Genomic DNA, 19,483 nt, shown 5'->3' with positions numbered 1-19,483 from the left:
GCCTGTGGATGACGCCAACGGGGCCGGCGACGGCGCTGTGACGATGAGGGGGTGAGCGACAGACTCCCGCCCCGCCCCCAGGTGCCCGGCCACCGGGTCGAGAGCGTGCTCGGTCGCGGCGCCTCGAGCACGGTGTGGCAGGGCCGTGACGCCATGGGAGCAGCGGTCGCGATCAAGGTGCCGCACGAGGTGGGCTGGCTCGCCGACGAGCAGGCGACGCGCACCGAGCAGCACGTGCTCATGGCGGTGCGGCACGAGCACCTCGTCGCCCTGCGCGACGTCGTGGCGATGCCCGACGACCGGGTCGCCCTCGTCTTCGACCTCGTGACGGGCTCGACCCTGCGCGAGACCGTGCACGCCCGCGGCCACCTGCGATCGGGTGAGGTCGTCACGGTGGTGACGCCGCTGTGCGAGGCCGTCGCCGCGCTGCACGGAGCAGGTGGCCTCCACGGCGACATCTCGCCCGCCAACGTCATGGTCACGGCGGCGGGCAGGCCGCTGCTGCTCGATCTCGGAGCGGCCCGTCTGGCCGGGAGCCCGGCCGACGCCCCGGTCTTCGGCACCCCGGGCTTCGTCGCCCCCGAGGTGCGCCAGGGGTTCGCGCCGACCGAGGCGAGCGACGTCTTCTCGCTCGGGGCGCTCGCCTGGTTCTGCCTCACCGGCAACGGTGCTCCCGACACGATGTTTCGGCTCGACCCCGAGGTCATCCGCAGCCACGTCGGCGGCGACTTCGCCGAGGTGATCGGAGCCTGCATCGACCCCGACCCATCACGCCGCCCGCCGTCGGCGGGGTTGGCGCGCCTCTTCTACGAGACGGCCCCGGCCGAGGCGGTCGAGGTGGTTGTCGGCGCCGACGAGGCCTCGGCGCTGACCCACCGGATCAGAGCCGAAGCCCGAGAGGAGGGCGCGGTGCCGGCGCAGCAGGGTCGCACCGGACGGGAGCGCTGGCGGGGGGCCGTGGGGTGGCGGCTGAGGTGGCGCCCCGGATGGCTCGCGCTGTGGCCCTTCGGTTCGTCGGCAAGCCGACGGCGGCCCAGCCTCACGACGGCGATGGTCGCCGGGGTGGCCGTGATCCTCGCCGTCGTCATCGGCGTCGGCACGGTTGTCGCACGCTCGGCAGCAGCACCCGGCGAGCCACCCGAGTCGGCCCAGCGGTCAGCAGCGGTGACCCGGGCACCGGTGACGGCGACGGCGGCGCAGACGCCGACGGTGGCCGACACGGCCGTCGCGGCCGGTGCCCCGCCGGCGGCAGGCGTCACCCCCACGCCCACACGATCGACCGATGCCGACGCGTTGCTGGGCCGGGCAGATGCGCCGAGCACCTCCCCGCTGCAGGTGGTCCAGGCGCTCAGCGACCGGCGGGCGGAGGCCCTCGTGGCCACGGATCCGGCACGGCTCGCACGGGTCAACGAGCCGTCGTCACCTGCCTGGGCGGCCGATGTCGCCGTCATCGAGCGGCTGCGCGCCGAGGGCGTGCGCTGGGAGGGGCTCGCACTCGAGGTGGCCCAGGCTGCTCCCGTGTCGGCCACGACCACGCAGTCGGTGGTGCGGGCGCGAGTGGACTGGACTGCCTACACCGTCGTGGGCCGCGGCCTGCGCATGGAGCAGCCTGCCGCGACGGGGGAGGTGCTCGACTTCACGCTGCAGCGGGGCGCGCAGGGGTGGCGCATCGTCGCGATCAGCGCACCAGCCACCTGACCGCACTCGTCAGGTCGGCGTGCTCGAAGCCGAAGCCGCTCTCGGTGAGGACCTGCGGCTCTAGTCGCTGGCTCGCGATGATCGAGTCGGCGAACTCGCCGACGACGATCCGCAGGGCGAAGCGTGGTGCGGGCACGAAGGCAGGGCGGTGCAGGGCCCGGCCGAGCTCGCGGGCGATGTCCTTCTGACGCGCGGGGGTCGGGGCGACGAGGTTGACCGGACCGACGACCTCGTCGTGGTCGATGAGGTGCGTGAGGGCGGCGACCTCGTCGACGAGCGTGATCCACGGCCACCACTCGCGGCCAGTGCCCATCGGGCCGCCGAGACCGAGCTTGCCGAGCAGCAGCAGCGGCGAGAAGGCGCCGCCGTCGGGCGACATGACGAGTCCCGTGCGTGCGCAGGCGACGGAGAGCCCCGCGTCGACGGCGGGCTGGGTCGCTTCCTCCCACCGGGTGACGACACCCGCGAGGAAGTCCTGCCCGGGAGGGCTCTGCTCGGTGAGCACCTCGTCACCGCGGTCGCCGTAGTAGCCGACGGCAGAGGCGTTGACCAGGCGGATCGACCGCCCGGTCAGCTCCTTGACCTGCACGAGCGCTTGAGCCACGGTGCCGGTGGCGTCGGTGCGACTGCGCTCGACCTCGCGCTTGTGCTCGGCGTCCCACCGCTTGTCGCCGATGCCGACCCCTGCGAGGTTGACGACGGCGTCGACGTCGACCAGTGCCGCCGCGTCGAGCTCGCCGCGGGACGGATCCCACTGCAGCTCGTCAGGCCCCTGCGGCTCCCGGCGCACGACGCGCAGGACCGTGTCTCCACGCTGAGTGAGGTGACGGCGAAGCGCGCCGCCGATCAGTCCGGAAGAGCCGGTGACAGCGACGCGCTTGACCATGTGTCTCACCCTATGTGGGGGTGATGGATCATGCCTCGAAGCGTCCTTCCTCGAGGCGTGCCTTCATCGTGCCGAGGAAGCGCGCGGCGTCGGCGCCATCGACGATGCGGTGGTCGTAAGACAGCGCGAGATACATCATCGAGCGGATCGCGATGGTCTCACCGCCGTCGGCGTCGGTGACGACGACGGGCCGCTTGACGATGGCCCCGGTGCCGAGGATGGCGACCTGCGGCTGGTTGATGATCGGCGTGTCGAAGAGCGCGCCGCGGCTGCCGGTGTTGGTGATGGTGAACGTGCCACCGGCCAGGTCGTCGGGAGCGATCTTGTTGTTGCGCGTGCGGTCGGCGAGGTCGGCGATCGCACGGGCGAGACCGGCGATGTTGAGGTCGCCGGCGTTCTTGACGACGGGGACGAGCAGACCCTTCTCCGTGTCGACCGCGATCGCGAGGTTCTCGGTGCCGTGGTAGACGATCTCGTCAGCCTCGACGCTCGCGTTGACCATCGGGTGCGCCTTGAGCGCCTCGGTGGCCGCGAGGGCGAGGAACGGCAGGAAGCTGAGCTTCGTGCCCTCGCGGGACTCGAAGTCGCTCTTGACCTTGGCGCGCAGGCGGGCGACCTTCGTCAGGTCGACCTCGACGACGGTCGTCAGCTGGGCCGAGACCTGCAGGGACTCGACCATGCGCGTGGCGATCACCTTGCGCAGACGGGTCATCTTCTCGCGGGTGCCACGCTTCGGCGAGACGGTGGTGGGCGCACCGGCAGCGGGGGCCGACGGAGCCGGAGCGCTGGCTGCGGCGGCAGGGGCGGCCGGCTCGGGAGCCGGGGCTGCCGCTGCTGCCTTGGCGGCCTCGGCCGCATCGAGCACGTCCTGCTTGCGGATGCGGCCGCCGACGCCGGTGCCCGTGATCGAGCCCAGGTCGACGCCGTGCTGCGTCGCGAGCTTGCGCACGAGCGGGGTCACGTAGGCAGCAGCGTCGTCGCTGGGCGCGGCCGGAGCCTCGCCGGACGCGGCGGGCTGGGCGGGCTCAGGGGCCTCGGGCGACTGCTGGGCCGGAGGACGCGGCGCGTCGGCCGGGGGACCGGCGGGCTCGGCAGCCTTGGCCTCCTCCGCAGGCTCGGCCTCCTGAGAGGGCTTCGCCTCCGGCTCCTCGGCAGGCTTCTCGGCCTTGGGCTCCTCAGCCTGGGGAGCCTCGGCCTGCGGGGCTTCGGGCTCGGGCTGCTCCGGGGCGGCGCTGCCGCCGATCACGGCGAGGTCGCCGCCGACCGGCACCGTCTCGTCCTCCTGGACGAGGATCTTGGTCAGCTTGCCGGCGACGGGCGACGGGATCTCGGTGTCGACCTTGTCGGTGGAGACCTCGAGCAGCGGCTCGTCGACCTCGACGTCGTCGCCCTCGGCCTTGAGCCAGCGCGTAACGGTGCCCTCCGTGACCGACTCGCCCAGCGCGGGCATCGTGACGGTCTGGCCGCCCCCACCCTCGCTGCCGGACGACGCGGGCTGCGGCTTCTGGGCCTGCTCGGCCTCCGGCTCGCTCGTGGTCGGCTGCGGCTCCTGCTCGGTGCTCGGCGCCTCGGGGGCCGGCGCGGCGGCCTGCTCGGGCTCGGCGGCCTGCTCGGGCTCTGCCTCGGGCTCGGAGGGCTGCGCGGCCGGCGCGTCCCCATCGCCGATGACGGCGAGGTCGGCGCCCACGGGCACGGTGTCGTCCTCCTGCGCGAGGATCTCCTGCAGGGTCCCGGCGACGGGAGAGGGGATCTCGGTGTCGACCTTGTCGGTCGAGACCTCGAGCAGCGGCTCGTCGACCTCGACCTTGTCACCGACGTTCTTCAGCCAGCGGGTGACGGTCCCCTCGGTGACTGACTCACCCAGGGCCGGCATGGTCACGCGTTCTGACATGACGTGTTCTCTCCTCTTCCGAGTTACTGGCTCAAGCGTGTGCGTGCAGGGGCTTACCCGCCAAGGCCAAGTGTGCCTCGCCGAGTGCCTCGTTCTGTGTGGGGTGCGCATGGACGAGACCAGCGACGTCCTCCGGGTGTGCCTCCCAGTTGACGATGAGCTGGGCCTCGCCGATCTGCTCGCCCATCCTCGCGCCGATCATGTGCACGCCGACGATGGGTCCATCCTTCGCACGCACGAGCTTGACGAAGCCCTGCGTGCCGAGGATCTGCGACTTGCCGTTGCCGCCGAGGTTGTATTCGTAGGTCTCGACGTCGCCGTACTGCTCGCGGGCCTGCGCCTCGGTGAGCCCCACACTGGCGATCTCGGGGTCGCAGTAGGTGACCCGCGGGATGCCCGACTCGACGATGGGTGCCGGCGACAGGCCGGCGATCTGCTCCGCGACGAAGATGCCCTGCGCGAAGCCCCGGTGCGCGAGCTGGAGGCCGGGCACGATGTCGCCGACGGCATAGACGCCCTCGACGTTGGTGCGCAGGCGGTTGTCGGTGGGCACGAAGCCACGCTCGAGGGTGACACCGGCCTCCTCGTAGCCGAGGCCGTCGGTGACCGGGCCACGTCCGACGGCGACGAGCAGCAGGTCTGCCTCGATCGTCTCGCCCGACTCGAGCGAGACGGTGACGACGTCGCCGGCCTGGCTGGCACCCGCGAAGCGGACGCCGGTCTTGAGGGCGATCTTGCGCTTGCGGAACGCGCGCTCGAGCTGCTTGCTGAGCGCCTCGTCCTCGGCTGCGACGAGCCGCGGCAGCGCCTCGACGATGGTGACCTCGGAGCCGAAGCTCCTGAAGACGGAAGCGAACTCGACGCCGATGACCCCGCCACCGAGCACGACGACACGGCCCGGCACGTGATCGAGCGAGAGTGCCTGCTCGCTCGTCATGATGCGACCGCCGATCTCGAGCCCGGGCAGCGACTTGGCATAGCTGCCGGTCGCGAGCACGACGTGGGTGCCGGTGAGGCGGCGGTCGCCGACGACGACGGTGTGCGCACCGTCGAGCCGCCCGGCACCCTCGACGTAGTCGATCGAGGCCGCGTTGACCAGGCCCTGCAGACCCTTGTGGAGTCGCCCGACGACGCCGTCCTTGTAGGCGTTGACGCCGCTCATGTCGACCGACTCGAGCGTCGTGCGCACCCCGAAGCGCTCGCCCTCGCGAGCGACGTCGGCGACCTCGGCCGCGTGCAGCAGGGCCTTGGTCGGGATGCACCCGACGTGCAGGCACGTGCCGCCGAGCTTGGCCTTCTCGACGAGGGCCACCGACAGGCCCAACTCCGCCGAACGCAGGGCGCAGGCATAGCCGCCTGACCCTCCACCGAGGATGACGACGTCGTAGTCGTCTGCGGCGTCAGCCGACATGCGTAGGTGCTCCTTGTGAGGCTCGTGGCGCTGTGCGGGGCATGGGGGTGGACTGCAAGAGCATCTTGTCATTGATCGCCGGGCACGTCACAAGCAGGGCACGCCGCCGCGCGGACGCGTCGTCATCACGGGCGGAGCACGTACAGTGCCGCCATGGGCTGGTTCTCGCGCCGGGGCACCCGGAAGACCGTGAAGTTCCCGGGGCGCTCCGACGGGCCCGGGATGGAGATCGACCGCAAGGAGGTCGAGACCCACCTGCAGACCTTCGTCGCGACCAAGCGGGGTGTCGAGGCGTACGTCGAGCCCGCGACGAGTGTCACGAAGACGACGATCGTGCTGATCGCCTGGGACGGCGAGTGGACCCGGCGCGCCGTGCCGTCGCCCAAGGAGGCCTTCGAGGTGAGCCGCAAGCTCGGCATCCCCGTCTACGACGTCAACCAGACCGGCTACCCCAACCGCATGCGTGAGTGGAGCAAGCGCAAGCGGCGCGGTGACGCCTGACCCCAAAAAGACTGGCATGTATGCCGGGTGGCTGACACAGTGAAAAGCGTTCCGTCCACGCCGGATTCGGCACCAACGAGAAGGAGGTACTCGATGTCCACGAAGGATGGGGACACATCGGCGCAGGAGAAGGGCTCCCCGCAGACAGCCGCGCAGACAGGCTCGGAGTCAGCCGCAGCGGGAGCCACGACCGGCCCGAGTGAGGACATGAAGGCGAAGTTCCGCGCCGCCCTCGACAAGAAGCACGCGCACGGCGGCAAGGACGTCTCCGACGACCACGACCGCTCCAAGGTGCACGGGGCCCACGGACCCGCCAAGGCGCAGCAGATGTTCCGGCGCAAGTCCGGCGGCTGAGTCGCCCGCCTCCCGAAGCAGTGGGCGGCGAACTTGCGCCCACCAATACGTCGAAAGGCCAGAACGCGTCGTGCGTTCTGGCCTTTCCACGTTCCCCACCCGACCAGGCGTGGCCTTTCGACGTTCCCCACCCGACCGGGAGTGGCCTTTCGACGGGGTGGGTGGGTCAGACGTAGGACTCGGCGAGACCGACGAGGGTGCGCACGCCGAAGCCGGTGCCGCCCTTGGGCCAGTAGCCCGTGGCGCCCTTGTCGTTGAAGGCCGGACCCGCGATGTCGAGGTGGCTCCACGGGATGCCCTCGCCGACGAACTCGCTGAGGAAGATGCCCGCCGTCAGCATGCCGCCCTCGGCGCCGCCCTTGTGCGCCATGTCGGCGTTGATCGACTCGAGCACGGGACGCAGCTCCTTGGGCAGGGGCATCGGCCACATCGCCTCGCCGACCGCCTCGGCGGCGTCGAGCACGCGCGTGCGGAAGGCGTCGTCGTTGCCCATGACGGCAGCGGTGTTGGCGAGCGCCACGACCTGGGCGCCGGTCAGGGTCGCCACGTCGACGATCGCGTCGGGCGAGGTCTCCGACGCCAGCGCGATGCAGTCACCGAGCACCATGCGGCCCTCGGCGTCGGTGTTGAGCACCTCGACGGTCTTGCCGCCGCGCATCGTGACGACGTCGCTCGGGCGCTGGGCGGTGGAGCTCGGCATGTTCTCGGCCAGACCGAGGTAGCCGGTGACCGCGATGGGCAGGCCGAGCTCGGCGATGGCGAGCACCGCGCCGGCCACCGCAGCGGCTCCGGCCATGTCGCACTTCATCGTCAGCATGCCGGCGGCCGGCTTGATGCAGAGGCCGCCCGAGTCGAAGGTGATGCCCTTGCCGACGAAGGCGAGGGTCGCCTTGGGCCGAGCCGGGGAGTAGGTGAGCACGGCGATGCGCGGCTCGTTGGCCGACCCCTGGCCGACACCGACGGTGCCGCCGAAGCCGCCGGCGCGCAGCGCCTTCATGTCGTAGGACTTGAGCTTGACCTTGCTGCCCTTGATCCGAGCCGCGAGCGAGTCGACGAAGCTCTCGGGGTAGAGCAGGTTGGGCGGCAGGTTGACGAGGTCGCGCGTGTAGGCCACGGCCTCGCCGAGGGCGGCGGCGCGCTTGACGGCCTTGCGCGACGCGGCGTCGGCGGGGCCGATGATCGAGACGGACTCGACGGCGTCGGTGCTCGTCGTGCCCGCCTTCGACACGGCATACGCCCCGAGGCTGGCGCCCTCGGCGACGGCGGCGACGAGCTCTGCCGACGTGCCCGGCACGACGACGGCGACCTTCTTCTTCTTGGCGAGACCGCGCACGGCGGTGCCGACGCCCTTGCGCACGTCCTCGAGCGCCTCGGCGTCAGGGGTGCCCGTGCCCAGGCCGCCGACGCCCACGAGCACGACGACCTTGGCCTTGATGTCGGGCACGGCGGCCAGCGTCGTGACCTCGCCGACCTTGCCTGCCAGCTCGAGGTCGCCGATGACGGAGCCGAGGTGGGTCACGGTGCGGCGGGGCAGGCCGTGGCCGGGCGCGAGCGACGCGCCCTTGTCGCCCGAGACGACGGCGACGACGAGGGCGTCGACCGCGACGTCCCCGGAGGAGCGGGAGGAGAGAGTCAGGGTGGTCACAGAGGTGCTCCTTGTCAGCGGGCGTCGCGGCGGCGTCAGTGCTCGCGCGGGTGGGGCCGTCGGGCGACAGCCGGGCCCGAGGGCCCACAGCGCTGCAGCACGACGGACGTGCGCCGTCGATCGTAACCGGACCCGCTCGCCGCATTGTGGAACGGTAGGTTGACGACCATGACGACAGCGACGTCGGGGTCCTCCCCGCTCCACTCACCCCTGCACGACCGCCACGTCGCCCTCGGCGCCAAGATGGCCGACTTCGGCGGCTGGGACATGCCGATCGAGTACCCCGGCGGTGGTGTCGTCGCCGAGCACACCGCGGTGCGCGAGCGCGTCGGCATCTTCGACGTCAGCCACCTCGGCAAGGCGTCGGTCACCGGGCCGGGCGCCGCCGACTTCGTCAACGCCTGCCTGACCAACGACCTGCGGCGCATCCAGCCTGGGTCGGCGCAGTACACCCTGTGCTGCGACGAGTCCGGCGGTGTCGTCGACGACCTCATCGCCTACCTCAAGTCCGACGACGAGGTCTTCCTCATCCCCAACGCCGCCAACACCACCGAGGTGGTGCGGCGCCTCGCGGAGGCCGCTCCCGAGGGCATCACGGTGACCAACCTGCACCGCGACCACGGCGTCATCGCCGTGCAGGGCACGAAGAGCGACGAGGTGCTCGAGAGCCTCGGCCTGCCGACGGGGCACGACTACATGTCCTTCGTCGAGGCCGACTGGCAGGGGCGCCCGGTCATCGTGTGCCGCACCGGCTACACCGGTGAGCGCGGCTACGAGCTCGTGCCGCGGTGGGACGACGCCCTTCCGCTGTGGGACGCCCTCGTGGCCGCGGTCGAGCCCTTCGGAGGTATGCCGTGTGGCCTGGGCGCGCGTGACACGTTGCGCACCGAGATGGGCTACCCGCTCCACGGGCAGGACCTGTCGCTCGACATCTCGCCCGTGCAGGCGCGGGCCGGCTGGGCGGTCGGCTGGAAGAAGGACGCCTTCTGGGGCAAGGCCGCCCTCGAGGCCGAGAAGGCCGCGCCGACCCGCCTCATGCGCGGTCTGCTCGTGACCGGTCGCGGCATCCCGCGGGCGCACTGCGCCGTGACCCGCGACGGCGAGACCGTCGGCGAGGTCACCTCGGGCACCTTCTCCCCGACCCTCAAGCAGGGAATCGCCTTGGCACTGCTGGCTCCTGGCGTCGCCGACGGCGAGACCGTGTCGATCGACGTGCGCGGTCGAGGCGTCGAGGCCACCGTCGTGAAGCCGCCGTTCGTGCAGGTGCAGGTCCGCGAGGCCTGAGCCGACCACGACGGCGGGTCCCCGAGATCGGCGACGTGCCACCCGGCATACCGGGGCCGTGAGGGGGCAGGATCGGGGGTGGACGACCTCCGTCCTGCCCCCGACGGCGAGGAGCCGACGATGACCCAGACCCCTGCAGACCAGCCCAGCGACGCGACGCCGCCGCCGGTCGACGCGTTCACCGACGACGACCACGGCACGTTGCGCTCCGCCGCGATGCTGGCGGGCGCGATGGTGTCTCGCGCGGAGAAGGGCATGTTCGACAGCCTCAAGGAGTCGTTCGCCGCGTCGAAGGCGATCGCGGGCTCACCCCCGCAGATCGCGGCGCTCGTCGGCAAGGGAGGCTTCCCCGAGCTGCCCAAGGGCACGCCCGAGGAGGTCGAGGCCCGCACGCTGGCCCTGCTCGGTGAGGCCGTGGCACTGCTGCGCGCCAAGGCTCCCGACCTCGTCGACGGCTACCGGGCGATGGTGGTGCAGAGCTGTCGCGACGCCGCTGCCGCGGCCGACGACACCTCGGGCAACGAGCAGGCGGCGATCGCCAAGGTCGAGGCGGCGCTGGCCTGAGGTCGGCGGAGGGTCCCCGGTCGATCTCCGGCCGGCGGCTCAGCGCAGCGAGAAGCGGCGGCGGCCGAAGCGGTCGAGGATGCCAGCGAGGCGCTCACCGTCGAGGGCGTGGATGGTGAGCCCGTCACGCCCGGTCATCGTCTCGGCCTGGAGCATCGCGTTGAGGATCGCCTCGGCGGTGGCCTCGATGACGGCGCCGAAGAGGGTGTCGAAGTACTCGAGCGCCAGCATCTCGACCTGCAGGCCGACCTCGGTGCGCGCCCCCGGCCCCTGGTCGGGCATGCCGTGGGCGGCGGTCGAGAACGCGATCATGAGGTCGCCCGAGTAGTTGTCGCCGCGGGCCCCGAACTTCGCGATGCCGAGACCCGCCCGCTGGGCCAGCCGGTTGAGCTGGTGGGGGAGCAGGGGAGCGTCGGTCGCGACGACGGCGAGCACCGAGCCGGTGCCCGGCGGTGGCACTCGGGTGATCTCGGACATCCGCGGGAAGGGCACGTCCTTCTTGGTCAGCACGTGCCCGATCGGCACGCCATTGACCTCGAAGTGCTTGCGGTCGCCGTGGTTGGCCTGCACGAGCACGCCGACGGTGAAGCGACGGTGGCCGAGCTCGACGACCCGCGACGCGGTGCCGGTGCCGCCCTTGAAGCCGTAGCACTGGGTGCCGGTGCCCCCGCCGACGTTGCCCTCGGCGATCGGCCCGCTCCGGGCATCGTCGTGCGCGGCGTGCACGTGCTCCGCGGTGACGTGCTGCCCGCTGATGTCGTTGAGGATGCCGTCCCACGTCTCGCCGACGACGGGCAGCATGATCGGCATCCGGCCCGGCACCCGGGTCTCGCGGCGGATGAGCGTGTCACGCACGACACCGACGCTGTCGGTGTTGGTCAGGGCGATCGGGCTCGAGAGCATGCCCGACTCGTGCAGCCACTCGAGGCCGGTCAGCTCACCGAAACCGTTGAGGCGGTGGTAGCCGGCGAAGACGGGTTCGGTCGACGGACGCCCGCCGTGGGGGAGCACGACCGTGACGCCGGTGCGCACCGGGCCTTGGCCCACGAGCATCTCGCCCTCGCCGTGCACGATGGTGCTGTAGCCGACCCGGACGCCCTCGACGTCGGTGATCGCGTTGTGGGGCCCGGCGTGACCGGTGCCGATCTCGATGCCGACGTCGCTCGCTCGCACGGGTCCCTCCTCATCCACCCGCTGGCGGGTGTCGGCCTGCGGCTACGATCTGGCGTGTCCTCGGGCAGTTGTCGACCCGGGTCCGGTCGCGTCGATCAGGATCTGACCGGCGACCCCAAGCCGTCCAGAAGGGTAGCCGCTTTGACTCACCCACGCGATCCGCTCCGTGCCCGCGCCGCCCTGGCCACCGGGAGGGCCGCCGGCCGGTTGTCGCAGGTGCTCGGCCGCGGGTCGGGCTCGATGATCGGCGGTCGCCTCGCCCTGCGCGTCGACCCGGAGGTGCTGCGCGCCGTGGCCGGTGACCGGCGCACCGTCGTCGTGACGGGCACCAACGGCAAGAGCACGGTCACCGCGCTCGTCGCGGCGGCCCTGTCGCCCGGTGGCGCGGTCGTCTCGAACTCGACGGGCGCCAACATGACCGACGGCATCGTCACCGCCATGGCGGCCGACCGCACGAGCGGGCTGGCCGCGATCGAGTGCGACGAGGTCTATCTCGGGCCCGTCGCCCGGGGCACCCGCCCCCAGGCCGTCGTCGTGCTCAACTCGTCGCGCGAGTACACGCGCGGCGTGTCGCTCAAGAGCACCCTCGAGCACTGGCGGCGCACGGCTGCCACGCTGCCCGCCGACTGCGTCGCCATCATCAACGTCGACGACCCGCTCGTCACCTGGGCCTTCGAGACGGCGCCGCGCATCATCGGCGTCAGCGGCGGCCTCTACTGGCGTGACGACGCGCTCGTCTGCCCCGCGTGCGGCACCGTGCAGGACTTCACCGACACGTCGTGGAGCTGCCCCGGCTGCGGTCGCTCGCGGCCCGAGCCCGACTGGACGGTGGTGCCCGAGGGTGAGGGCTGGGCCGTCGAGCACGACGGCACCCGTACCCGCATCGACGTCACGGTGCCCGGCCGCACCGGTCCGGTGGGTGGGGCGTTCGCCCTCGCGGCGGCCGACGCCCTCGGCGTCGACGTGGCCGCAGCCGCAGAGCGCATCAGCGCCGTCGCCGACGTCGACGGCCGCTATGCGCCCTACCAGGTCGGCGAGCACCGGGCCCGACTGCTCATGCTTAAGAACCCTGCCGGCTGGGCCGAGGCCATCGACGTGGCCGTCTCGACCGGCCGCCCCCTCGTCGTGGCTCTCGACCCCTTCGGGCCCAAGGACACCGCGACGATGTGGGAGGCGCCCTTCCAGCGACTCGCAGGCCAGGTGGTCCAGGTCACCGGAGGCCGGCGCGCCGACGGACTCGCCATCCTCGAGGCCGCCGAGGTCGACGCGCGCGAGGCGCCCGACTTCGAGACGGCCGTCACGAGCCACGCTCCCGGCGAGGTCATCGTGGCGTGCAACTACCCCGCCTTCCGTCGCATCTCCAAGCAGTTCCGAGGAGGCACCCCGTGAGCCCGACCCGATCCGTCACCGTGGCGACGCTCTTCCCGCTCGCCACCGTCGCCGCCGCCGACGAGGCGAATGCCGGCGCGCTGGCTCGCCGTGGGGCGGCCCGCGGCCTCACCGTCGAGACCGTCACGGTCGACCGGCCCGAGGCCTTCGTCGACGCCGACATCTACCTCCTCGGCGGCACCGGGCGCGGGGGCGTGCGGGCCCTCGTCGACGCGGTCGCCGACACCGACCTCGCCGTGCGCGTGCGTGACGGCAGGTCGGTGCTGCTCGCCGTCGATGCCGGCCTCGACGCGGTGAGCCGCTCGTGGGTCGACGCCTCCGGCACGAGGCAGGACGGCCTCGGGCTCGCCCCCGTCACGGTGCACCCCGACCACGAGGCCACCGGCACGGTGGTCACCCGGCCCGACGCGGACCTCCACCTGCCGGCGCTCGTCGGATGGGAGGCAGGCGACCTGCGCACGGAGCGTCATGACGGGGCCCGCGCGCTCTTCACGCTCGAGGCGGGGCGGGGCAACCGTGACGACGAGCGGGGCGAGGGCGTGCTCGCCGGCAGCGTGTTCGGCACGCGCCTGCACGGCCCGCTGCTGGCCCTCAACCCCGAGCTCGCCGACCTCCTGCTCGCCCGGGCGCTCGGGCGCGAGGAGCCATGGCCGGTGCTCGCGTCACCGGCTCTCGAGCGGGCCCGGAGCGAGCGCATCGCTGAGGTGCGCCGCGAGACCCCCGCGGCTGGCTGGCGCGACCGTCTCCCCTCGCGGGTGGCGCGGCTGCTGCCGGGCTGACTCAGCCCTCCTCGACGAACGCCAGCACGTCGTGCGGGACACGTCGGCTCGAAGCCACCTTGACGTGGCCCTGCCCCTCGTAGCGGACCATGCTGCAGCCGGGGATCAGCCGCACGGTCTCGTCGACGATCGGGACGGGGAAGAAGAGGTCTCGGTCGCCGCACACGAGCACGACGGGCACGCGGATCCCTGGCAGCACCTCCCGGGCATCGAACGCGATCTCGGCCTCGAGCTCGACGCGCAGGTCGGAGCGGGGGTAGTCCTTCCCCGAGAGCATGCCGCGGACGACCATCGGACCGGCGAGCTGTCGCAGCCACCTCGCGCGCGGGTGCGGCAGCACGTACTCGGCGAAGGCCGCACCGAAGGCGCGGCTGTCGTCTCGCGCGAGGGCTGCGAGCAGCCTCGCGTCCACCTCCCTGCCCCAGTCGCTGACCCGGGCGGCCGCCACCACGAGTGCCACCCGACCCACGCGGTCGCCGTGGCGGGCGGCGAGGTGCTGCGCGATCATCCCACCGTAGGACTCACCCACGACGAGGTCGGCACGACCACCTAGCCGCTCGGAGATCGCCGCCGCGCAGTCGTCGGCCATGTCGGCGACCGAGTGGCCCGGCGGCAGGTGGCGCCGGCGCGTCACGTACCAGACGGTGTGACCTGCGTCGACGAACGGGTCGAACCACGCTCGCGACATCCGGCCGGTCAGCCCCACGGGCAGGCCGCTGCCCGGGCCTCCCGGGAGGAAGAGCAGCGTCCGGTGACCCGTGCCCCAGGTCAGGAACTCCATGCCGTTCGCGAACACTCCCCGGACCGGCTCCTGCCGCTTCGCCATCGCGTCTCACCACCCTCTCGCGGCTCACGTCCTACGGTGGCGCATCCGCACGCCTGAGGAGGGGGATTCGAGGCAGCGGGTCACATCGCCGTGTGCGCGACGCTCGCGATCACGAGCGCGGCTGCCAGGCCGACCTCCATCGCGGCACCGATGACGTCGCCGGTCACTCCACCGAGCCGGCGCACGGCGTGGCGGCGGGTGGCGACAGCGCCGCCCGCACCGGCCACCGCGACCACTGCAGCGCCGAGCGGCATTGACCACCAAGACAGTTCATCGCCCGTCGCCTCAGCAACCGTTGCTGCGACGGTCGCCGCACCGACGCTGACCCCAAAGACGACGCCCACGAGCGCGCGTCGCGTCACGGTGCCCGCCACGCCGTGACCCAGCCCTGCTGGCCGAGCAGCAGGTATGCCGTGTCGCGCGCAGATCGCGGGCGCCAGCCGGCTCGCCACCAGCGCCGTGACGGCCAGGACCGCTCCGCGGGAGTCGGTGAGCAAGGCTGCGAGACAGGCCGCGTCGAGTCCGAGCACGAGCACCAGGGCGGCTGCTCCGGCGGGGCCGGTGTTGCCCCGGCGCATCACCTCGAGCGACCGCTCGTGGTCGTGACCCGACGTGAGGCCGTCGGCGAAGTCGGCGAGACCGTCGAGGTGCAGCGCCCGCGTCAGCAGCGCGGTCACGACGAGAGCGAGCACCGCCGCGACGGCATACGGCATCAGCGCATGAGTCGTCAGCAGCGCCAGGCCGACCCAGCCGGCGGCGGCCGGGAGGACGGTGACGGGCGCGAACAGCATCGCCCCGCCCCAGGTGCGGGCACCGACCCGTGACGGAGGCCGCGTCGGCAACGCCGTGAAGGTGCCGACGCAGAGGCGCCAGGCGTCACGCATCGGGGGACGAGCGCGCGGGTCGGGGCGGCGAGGTCGGCCCGGTCGGCGCGGCCGGCGCGGTCGGCCCGGGTTCGACGGGCACGACGGCGGCCCCGCTGAGGTCGAGGACGCGGCCCGCGACGACGAGGTGCACGCCGGCCGACGCCGCGGCGACGAGGGCGTTGAGCCGCCCGAGCTCGTCCTGGAAGAAGCGCCCGGAGGCGGTCGTGGGGACGAGCGACCATCCCACCTCGTTGGTCACGACGACGACGGGGAGGCTGGTGGCGCAGAGCGTCTCGACGAGACGACGGCCCTCGCTGCGGACCCGGGCCGCGGCGGCGTCGAGGTCGTGCCAGCCCGTCTCGTCGACGATGGCGGTGAGCCAGGTGCCGAGACAGTCGACGAGGACCGCGCCATCGGCCGCCTCGATCGCGGCGGCCACGTCGGTGGTCTCGACGGTGCGCCACGACGGCGGACGACGCACCTGGTGGTCCTCGACGCGGCGGCTCCACTCGGGGTCAGCGGGGTCAGCACGCCGACCCGTTGCGACGTAGGTGACCGACGGCTCCTGCCGGAGCAGGTGCTCGGCGTGTCGGCTCTTGCCGCTGCGCACCGGACCCGTCACGAGCGTGGTGCTCGCTGCATCAGCGGTGTGCCCGGGCGTCGTCACCTGCGCAACCGCTCGCGGCCGGGCTCGAAGGTCACCGGCGCGTCGAAGGCCGCCCGCCGCGAGGCCCTGCGGAAGACGCGCAGCAGCGCCGGTCCCGCGACCACGACGAGAGCCGCGTTGAGCACCCCGCGCGGGAGGTCCCAGCCCAGCGACGTGGCGAGGTAGAAGAGCCCGTAGTGGGCGAGGTTCTCGGACACGGGTGCGCCGGGGACGAACCCCATCCCGGTCGGGGCGTTGGCACCGAGGAAGGGCCAGAACCAGAGGTTCATGAACAGCCCGTAGACGAGGCCGGTGACGAGGGCGTAGGCCGCGACGACCCACCGCTCGGCCCGGCCACCGGCCGCGACGGGGAGCAGGCCGGCGCCGAGCCCGATGCCGCCCGCGCAGATCATCTGGAAGGGCAGCCACGGACCGACGCCACCGGTGAGCAGCGCACCGGTGGTCACGGCGAGGGCACCCGACACGAAGCCGACACCCGGGCCGAGCACGCGACCGGCGACGATGACGACGAAGAACATCGGCTCGAGCCCGGCCGTGCCCGCACTGAGCAGACGCATCGCCCCGCCGGCGGCGGCCGCGACCCCCAGGACGGCGACCGTCTTGGCATCGAGCCGACCCGCGGTCACCTCCGCCAGGCAGACGACCGCGAGCAGCGCGATGAGCACGGCGAAGAACCACGGTGCGTCGTTGCCGTGGGCGACGGCGACCTCGGCCGGCACGACGAAGGGCCAGAGGAAGGCGAAGAGGCCGACGACCCCGACGACGGTCACCGAGACGACGGCCGGCCAGCGCAGCGGGATGACCCGCCGGGAGTCGCCCGACTCCCGGCCTCGCCCCGCTCGGGTCGGCGCCGTCACGCCGACCGGCCGATCGCGTCGGCGACCTCGGCGACGGTGAGCCAGGTCTGGGGCAGCATCACCTTCGTCACCTGCGGTGCGAAGGCGGGGGAGGCGGAGAGCACCTCGCGGGCCGGCCCGTCGGTGACGATCTCGCCGTCGGCGAGGATGACGACACGGTCGGCCACCTCGGCGGCGAGCTCGACGTCGTGGGTGGCGAGCAGGATCGTCGTGCCGTCGGCGGCCAGGCCCGAGAGCACCTCGCCGAGCCGGTGCTTGGCGCCGTAGTCGAGCCCGCGGGTCGGCTCGTCGAGGAGCAGCACCTCGGGGGAGCCGGCGAGGATCACGGCGAGCGCGAGCTCGAGCCGCTGACCCTCGGAGAGGTCGCGGGGGTGCTGGGACCGGTCGACACCGCCCGAGATGCGTTGCAGCAGAGCAGCGGTGGTGCCGGCTGCGACACCGAAGTCCGCATCGGCCGCGGCGCACTCGGCCGCGACGGTGTCGGCATAGAGGAGCAGCTCGGGCTGCTGCGGCACGAGCCCGACTGCCCGCACCCGCTCGCGCGGGCCGACGGCGTGCGGGTCGAGCGACGATGCGCCCAGGCGCACCCGACCGTGAGCCACGGGGTGCTGTGCCGCGATGGCGCCGAGCAGGGTCGACTTGCCGGCGCCGTTGCGCCCCATGAGCGTCGTCACCGAGCCTGCCTCGAGGCTGAGGTCGAGCTCGTCGATGACGATGCGGCCGGCACGCACGACCCGCAGGTCGCTGACGGTGAGGGCGGTGGCGGGACCGACCACCCGGAGCTCGGGCACCGATCGCGACGTCGTGTCGACGAGCCGGTCACGCAGCGCCGAGGCGCGGCGGCGCGCGTCACGGATCGACAGCGGCGTCGGCGCCCACCCGGCGAGGCGGGAGAGCCCGACGACCGGCGGATAGATCTGCGAGTGCAGCATCGCCTCGGCCGGGTCGAGCAGCTCGGACGTGCGGCCGCCGTCGACGAGCACGACCCGGTCGGCATGGTGCACGACGCGCTCGAGCCGGTGCTCCGCCAGCACGACGGTCACCCCGAGGTCGTGCACGATGCGGTGCAGCGACGCCAGCACCTCCTCGGCGGCCACCGGGTCGAGGGCCGACGTCGGCTCGTCGAGCACGAGCACCCGCGGTCCCGCGGCGAAGAGCGCGGCGATCGCGGCGCGCTGCTGCTGCCCGCCGGAGAGCGCGCCGAGCGGACGGCCCCGCAGCGGGGTCAGGCCGAAGAGGTCGAGGGTCTCCTCGACCCGGCGCCTGATGGCGGTGGGGTCGAGACCCATCGTCTCCATGCCGTAGGCGACCTCGTCCTCGACGACGTCGGTGACGAAGGTGGCGCTGGGGTTCTGCTCGACGAGCCCGACGACGGTCGCGAGGTCACGCGGCCGGTGCCGCGCCGTGTCGAGGCCGTCGACGGTGACCCGCCCGCTCAGGGTGCCGCCGCTGAAGTGGGGGACGAGGCCGTTGATCGTGCGCAGGAGGGTCGACTTGCCGCTGCCGGTGGGCCCGACGACGAGCACGAGCTCGCCCTCGGGGATCTCGAGCGTCACGTCGTGGAGGCTGGGAGCGGGCGCGCCGGCATACGTCACCGACACGTGGTCGAAGGTGATCATCGGTCCTCCTCGCGGGGTCGGGGGGTGAGCCACGCGGGCACCGCGGCGAGGAGCACGGCCGCCACGACGGCGAGGGGCAGGGCGGGCAGGCCGTCTCCGGGTGCCGGGACGATGCCCGGCCAGCCCTGCGCGGCGGCGACGACCAGCACGACGGCCGGCACCGCCCCTGCCGCGGCGGTGACGGTCTCGGGCCACTGCCACCGGTCGCGCCGGTGTCCCGAACGCCGTTCGCGCGAGGCGCCGACGGCGAGGCTCGCCGCCGCGAGGGCCGCGCCCACCGCGAGCAGCGGCAGCCCGAGCACGCCGCCCGCCGACGCGTCGAGCAGGCCGTAGAGCCCGCCGACGACCCCGAGCAGGCCGACGAGGGCGAGCCCCGAGGCGAGGCGGCGGTCGCGGGAGGTCCCCTGCACCGCGCGGCCGTAACCTCGGGACTCCATCGAGGCGGCGAGGCCGAGGGACCGCTCGAAGGCGGTCTCGAGCACCGGCACCGCGAGGCGGGCCGTCTCGCGCAGCCCGGTGCCGTCGTGCCCGCGCAGCGTGCGAGCCGAGCGCACCGCCCGGGCGTCGGTCAGCAGCTGTGGCGCGAAGGTGAGGCCGACGACGACCGCGGTGCCGACGTCGTAGAGCGTGGCGGGCAGGTAGCGGAGCAGCCGCCGTGGGCTCGCGAGGGCGTTGGCGGCCCCGAGGGCCGCGAGGACCGCGGCCAGACGCAGACCGTCATAGACGGCATACAGCAGCGACTCGAGAGTGACCGGGCCACCCAACCGGATGCCAGAAGCCCACTCCGGCAAGGGAATCTGCGGCAGCGTGAAGAGCACGGTGTCGCCGTAGACGCCGTTGCCGAGCAGCATCGTCAGGACGACCCGGAAGGCGATGATGACCGCGCCGATGAGCAGGAAGCCCCACAGCGGGTTGGTCGTCGCCGGGTCGCGACGCTCCGTCACGACGACGATGCAGACCCCGATGATGAGCAGCAGCACGACGGGGTTGGTCGTGCGCGATGCAGCCGTCGCGAGACCGAGCCCCCACAGCCACCAGGCTGCGGGGTGCAGGAGTCTCGGACGGAGCTGCAT

Annotated in this window: 18 protein-coding genes; 7 read left to right on the top strand and 11 right to left on the bottom strand. The window is 72.9% G+C overall.

The window, feature by feature from the left end; genetic code table 11:
* Nucleotides 1–51: 51 nt before the first annotated feature.
* The gene (locus LG278_RS12395; RefSeq protein ID WP_404387263.1) at nt 52–1,698 is read left to right on the top strand and encodes a protein kinase; all 1,647 of its coding nucleotides are present in this window, start codon (nt 52–54) and stop codon (nt 1,696–1,698) included.
* Here the strand turns inward: LG278_RS12395 and LG278_RS12390 are convergent.
* Genes LG278_RS12390 through lpdA form a run of 3 tightly spaced genes read right to left on the bottom strand, consistent with a single transcriptional unit; the run spans nt 1,679 to nt 5,886 of the window.
* The gene (locus tag LG278_RS12390; RefSeq protein WP_404387261.1) at nt 1,679–2,584 is read right to left on the bottom strand and encodes a TIGR01777 family oxidoreductase; all 906 of its coding nucleotides are present in this window, start codon (nt 2,582–2,584) and stop codon (nt 1,679–1,681) included. The two genes, LG278_RS12395 and LG278_RS12390, sit on opposite strands and share 20 nt — an antisense overlap.
* 28 nt (nt 2,585–2,612) lie before the next feature.
* The gene (sucB, locus tag LG278_RS12385; protein ID WP_404387259.1) at nt 2,613–4,475 is read right to left on the bottom strand and encodes a 2-oxoglutarate dehydrogenase, E2 component, dihydrolipoamide succinyltransferase; all 1,863 of its coding nucleotides are present in this window, start codon (nt 4,473–4,475) and stop codon (nt 2,613–2,615) included.
* Between the two features lie 31 nt (nt 4,476–4,506).
* Complete coding sequence (gene lpdA / locus LG278_RS12380) at nt 4,507–5,886, bottom strand: dihydrolipoyl dehydrogenase (RefSeq protein WP_404387257.1); 1,380 nt, start codon at nt 5,884–5,886, stop codon at nt 4,507–4,509.
* A gap of 153 nt (nt 5,887–6,039) precedes the next feature.
* Here lpdA and LG278_RS12375 point away from each other — a divergent pair, with 153 nt between their 5' ends.
* Both LG278_RS12375 and LG278_RS12370 read left to right on the top strand, forming a co-directional pair.
* The gene (locus tag LG278_RS12375) at nt 6,040–6,387 is read left to right on the top strand and encodes a hypothetical protein (RefSeq protein ID WP_404387255.1); all 348 of its coding nucleotides are present in this window, start codon (nt 6,040–6,042) and stop codon (nt 6,385–6,387) included.
* A 93-nt stretch (nt 6,388–6,480) separates the two neighbouring features.
* Nucleotides 6,481–6,741, top strand: coding sequence for a DUF5302 domain-containing protein (locus LG278_RS12370; RefSeq protein WP_404387254.1), 261 nt, complete (start codon nt 6,481–6,483; stop codon nt 6,739–6,741).
* Between the two features lie 166 nt (nt 6,742–6,907).
* Here the strand turns inward: LG278_RS12370 and LG278_RS12365 are convergent, their stop codons facing one another.
* Nucleotides 6,908–8,386 (bottom strand): leucyl aminopeptidase, encoded by a 1,479-nt coding sequence (locus LG278_RS12365; RefSeq protein ID WP_404387252.1) that lies wholly within the window; start codon nt 8,384–8,386, stop codon nt 6,908–6,910.
* A 168-nt stretch (nt 8,387–8,554) separates the two neighbouring features.
* On the opposite strand from LG278_RS12365, the gene gcvT reads away from it, so the two are divergent.
* Nucleotides 8,555–9,670: a glycine cleavage system aminomethyltransferase GcvT gene (gene gcvT, locus LG278_RS12360; RefSeq protein WP_404387250.1), complete on the top strand. Its 1,116-nt coding sequence runs from the start codon at nt 8,555–8,557 to the stop codon at nt 9,668–9,670.
* Between the two features lie 78 nt (nt 9,671–9,748).
* Nucleotides 9,749–10,234 (top strand): hypothetical protein, encoded by a 486-nt coding sequence (locus tag LG278_RS12355; RefSeq protein WP_404387248.1) that lies wholly within the window; start codon nt 9,749–9,751, stop codon nt 10,232–10,234.
* Nucleotides 10,235–10,273: 39 nt separating this feature from the next.
* On the opposite strand, the gene LG278_RS12350 is transcribed toward LG278_RS12355, so the two are convergent.
* On the bottom strand, nt 10,274–11,407 hold the full coding sequence (locus LG278_RS12350; RefSeq protein ID WP_404387247.1) for a P1 family peptidase: 1,134 nt from the start codon (nt 11,405–11,407) through the stop codon (nt 10,274–10,276).
* 141 nt (nt 11,408–11,548) lie between these two features.
* On the opposite strand from LG278_RS12350, the gene LG278_RS12345 reads away from it, so the two are divergent.
* Nucleotides 11,549–12,796 (top strand): hypothetical protein, encoded by a 1,248-nt coding sequence (locus LG278_RS12345; RefSeq protein ID WP_404387245.1) that lies wholly within the window; start codon nt 11,549–11,551, stop codon nt 12,794–12,796.
* Entirely contained in the window at nt 12,793–13,575 is a 783-nt protein-coding gene (locus LG278_RS12340) for a hypothetical protein (RefSeq protein WP_404387243.1), read from the top strand. The genes LG278_RS12345 and LG278_RS12340 overlap by 4 nt, the downstream gene beginning before the upstream one ends.
* A 1-nt stretch (nt 13,576) precedes the next feature.
* On the opposite strand, the gene LG278_RS12335 is transcribed toward LG278_RS12340, so the two are convergent.
* The 6 genes from LG278_RS12335 to LG278_RS12310 form a co-directional block, all read right to left on the bottom strand.
* Complete coding sequence (locus LG278_RS12335; RefSeq protein WP_404387241.1) at nt 13,577–14,401, bottom strand: alpha/beta fold hydrolase; 825 nt, start codon at nt 14,399–14,401, stop codon at nt 13,577–13,579.
* A gap of 80 nt (nt 14,402–14,481) precedes the next feature.
* Nucleotides 14,482–15,285 (bottom strand): adenosylcobinamide-GDP ribazoletransferase, encoded by an 804-nt coding sequence (locus tag LG278_RS12330; RefSeq protein ID WP_404387240.1) that lies wholly within the window; start codon nt 15,283–15,285, stop codon nt 14,482–14,484.
* The gene (cobU, locus tag LG278_RS12325; protein WP_404387238.1) at nt 15,278–15,934 is read right to left on the bottom strand and encodes a bifunctional adenosylcobinamide kinase/adenosylcobinamide-phosphate guanylyltransferase; all 657 of its coding nucleotides are present in this window, start codon (nt 15,932–15,934) and stop codon (nt 15,278–15,280) included. Before cobU ends, LG278_RS12330 begins: the two co-directional genes overlap by 8 nt.
* Nucleotides 15,931–16,791, bottom strand: a complete 861-nt coding sequence (locus tag LG278_RS12320) for an ECF transporter S component (protein ID WP_404387237.1) — start codon at nt 16,789–16,791, stop codon at nt 15,931–15,933. The genes cobU and LG278_RS12320 overlap by 4 nt, the downstream gene beginning before the upstream one ends.
* Nucleotides 16,788–18,410, bottom strand: a complete 1,623-nt coding sequence (locus tag LG278_RS12315; protein WP_404387236.1) for an ABC transporter ATP-binding protein — start codon at nt 18,408–18,410, stop codon at nt 16,788–16,790. The genes LG278_RS12320 and LG278_RS12315 overlap by 4 nt, the downstream gene beginning before the upstream one ends.
* Nucleotides 18,407–19,483: a CbiQ family ECF transporter T component gene (locus LG278_RS12310; protein ID WP_404387235.1), complete on the bottom strand. Its 1,077-nt coding sequence runs from the start codon at nt 19,481–19,483 to the stop codon at nt 18,407–18,409. Before LG278_RS12310 ends, LG278_RS12315 begins: the two co-directional genes overlap by 4 nt.

The sequence above is a fragment of the Humibacillus xanthopallidus genome, from assembly GCF_044793955.1.
GTDB lineage: Bacteria > Actinomycetota > Actinomycetes > Actinomycetales > Dermatophilaceae > Humibacillus > Humibacillus xanthopallidus_C.
Note: the sequence above shows the minus strand (reverse complement) of the source record. Positions and strands in the feature narration are given on the sequence as shown.